The sequence below is a fragment of the Janthinobacterium agaricidamnosum NBRC 102515 = DSM 9628 genome (assembly GCF_000723165.1).
Classification (GTDB): domain Bacteria; phylum Pseudomonadota; class Gammaproteobacteria; order Burkholderiales; family Burkholderiaceae_D; genus Janthinobacterium; species Janthinobacterium agaricidamnosum.
In genome coordinates this window covers 5,879,965-5,881,359 of sequence record NZ_HG322949.1, presented here as the reverse complement: position 1 = coordinate 5,881,359, position 1,395 = coordinate 5,879,965, and the positions used below count along the sequence as shown (strand labels likewise).

Annotated in this window: 1 protein-coding gene (only partly in view); it reads right to left on the bottom strand. The window is 73.4% G+C overall.

Features of this window, described 5'->3' with window-relative positions; translation table 11 throughout:
• On the bottom strand, positions 1 to 1,337 hold the 5' portion of the coding sequence (locus GJA_RS25480; RefSeq protein WP_479686751.1) for an amino acid adenylation domain-containing protein. Its footprint begins 16 nt before the window's first position; the window shows 1,337 of its 1,353 coding nt (coding positions 1–1,337); it begins with the start codon at positions 1,335 to 1,337; the stop codon falls past the left edge of the window.
• Positions 1,338 to 1,395 lie beyond the last annotated feature (58 nt).

The following is a 1,395-nucleotide window of genomic DNA, read 5'->3' as shown; positions in this document are numbered from 1 at the left end:
GCCTCGCGCGGCGTCAGCCACGCCACCAGCCGCTTGTCTCCTTCACCGCCGACCTCCAGCGCCAGCACCACCGCGTCGCGCACCGCCCCATGCGCCGCCAGCGCCGCCTCGATTTCCCCCAGCTCGATGCGGTAGCCCCGTATCTTGACCTGCTGGTCGGCACGGCCCAGGTATTCCAGCTCGCCGTCGTCGCGCCAGCGCCCCAGGTCGCCCGAGCGGTACATGCGGCTGCCGTCGCCCGCGAACGGGTCCGGCAAGAAGCGTTCCGCGCTCAGCGCCGCACGGCCCAGGTAGCCGCGCGTGACGCCCGCACCGCCGACATACAGTTCCCCCGTCAGCCCCGGCGCCACCGGCTGCAGCGCCGCGTCCAGCAGATACAGCCGCCAGCCCGGCAGCGCGCCGCCGATCACGCTGCCGCGCGCCAGGTCTTGCGCCGCCAGCGCCCGGCTGGTCACGTGCACCGTGGTTTCGGTGATCCCGTACATATTGATGAATTCGGTCGCCGCGCCGTGGCGCCGGTACCAGTCGCCCAGCATCGCCGGCTCCAGCGCCTCGCCGCCGAAGATCACCCGCCGCAGCGCCAGTGGATGGCCGGCATGCAGCTCGGCGTCCACCGCCAGCAGCGAGCGGAACGCCGTCGGCGTCTGGCTCAGCACCGTCACGCGCTGCCGCGCCAGCAATGCATACAACGCTTCCGGGTCGCGGCTGGCCGCATACGGCACCAGCACCAGCCGTCCGCCCAGCAGCAGCGCGCCCCAGATTTCCCACACCGAAAAATCGAAGGCGTATGAATGGAACAGGGTCCACACGTCGTGCCGGTCATAGCCGTGCAGCGCCACCGCCGACGCCATCAGGCTGGCCACGTTGCGGTGGCTGACCACGCAGCCCTTCGGCTGGCCGGTCGAGCCGGACGTGTAAATCACATACGCCGCCTGCTCCGGATGGATCGCCGGCGCGCGCCAGCGCCCGTCTGCCGCCGCCGGCAGCGCATCGATGGACAGCACCGGCAATGGCAGCGCCAGCCCGGCCAGCGCCTCGGCGCCGGCCGCGTCGGCCAGCACGCAGCGCAGCTGCGCGTCGCCGGCCAGGTAGGCCAGCCGTTCGGCCGGATAGCGCGGGTCGAGCGGCACGTAGGTCGCGCCGGCGGCCAGGATGCCCAGCATCGCCGCCAGCAGCCCGGCGTGCCGTTCGCACGCCAGCCCGACCCGGCTTTCGGCGGCCAGTCCCAATCCGCCCAGCGCCGCGGCGACCCGGCACGCGCGCTGGTGCAAGGCGGCATAGCTGATCTGCGCGCCGTCGCTGTCGACCAGCGCCGTCGCCGCGCCGTCGCGCAGCACCTGCGCCACGAAGCCCGACCACAGGTCCGGCGCCGCGCCGGACGGCAGCGCATGCGGC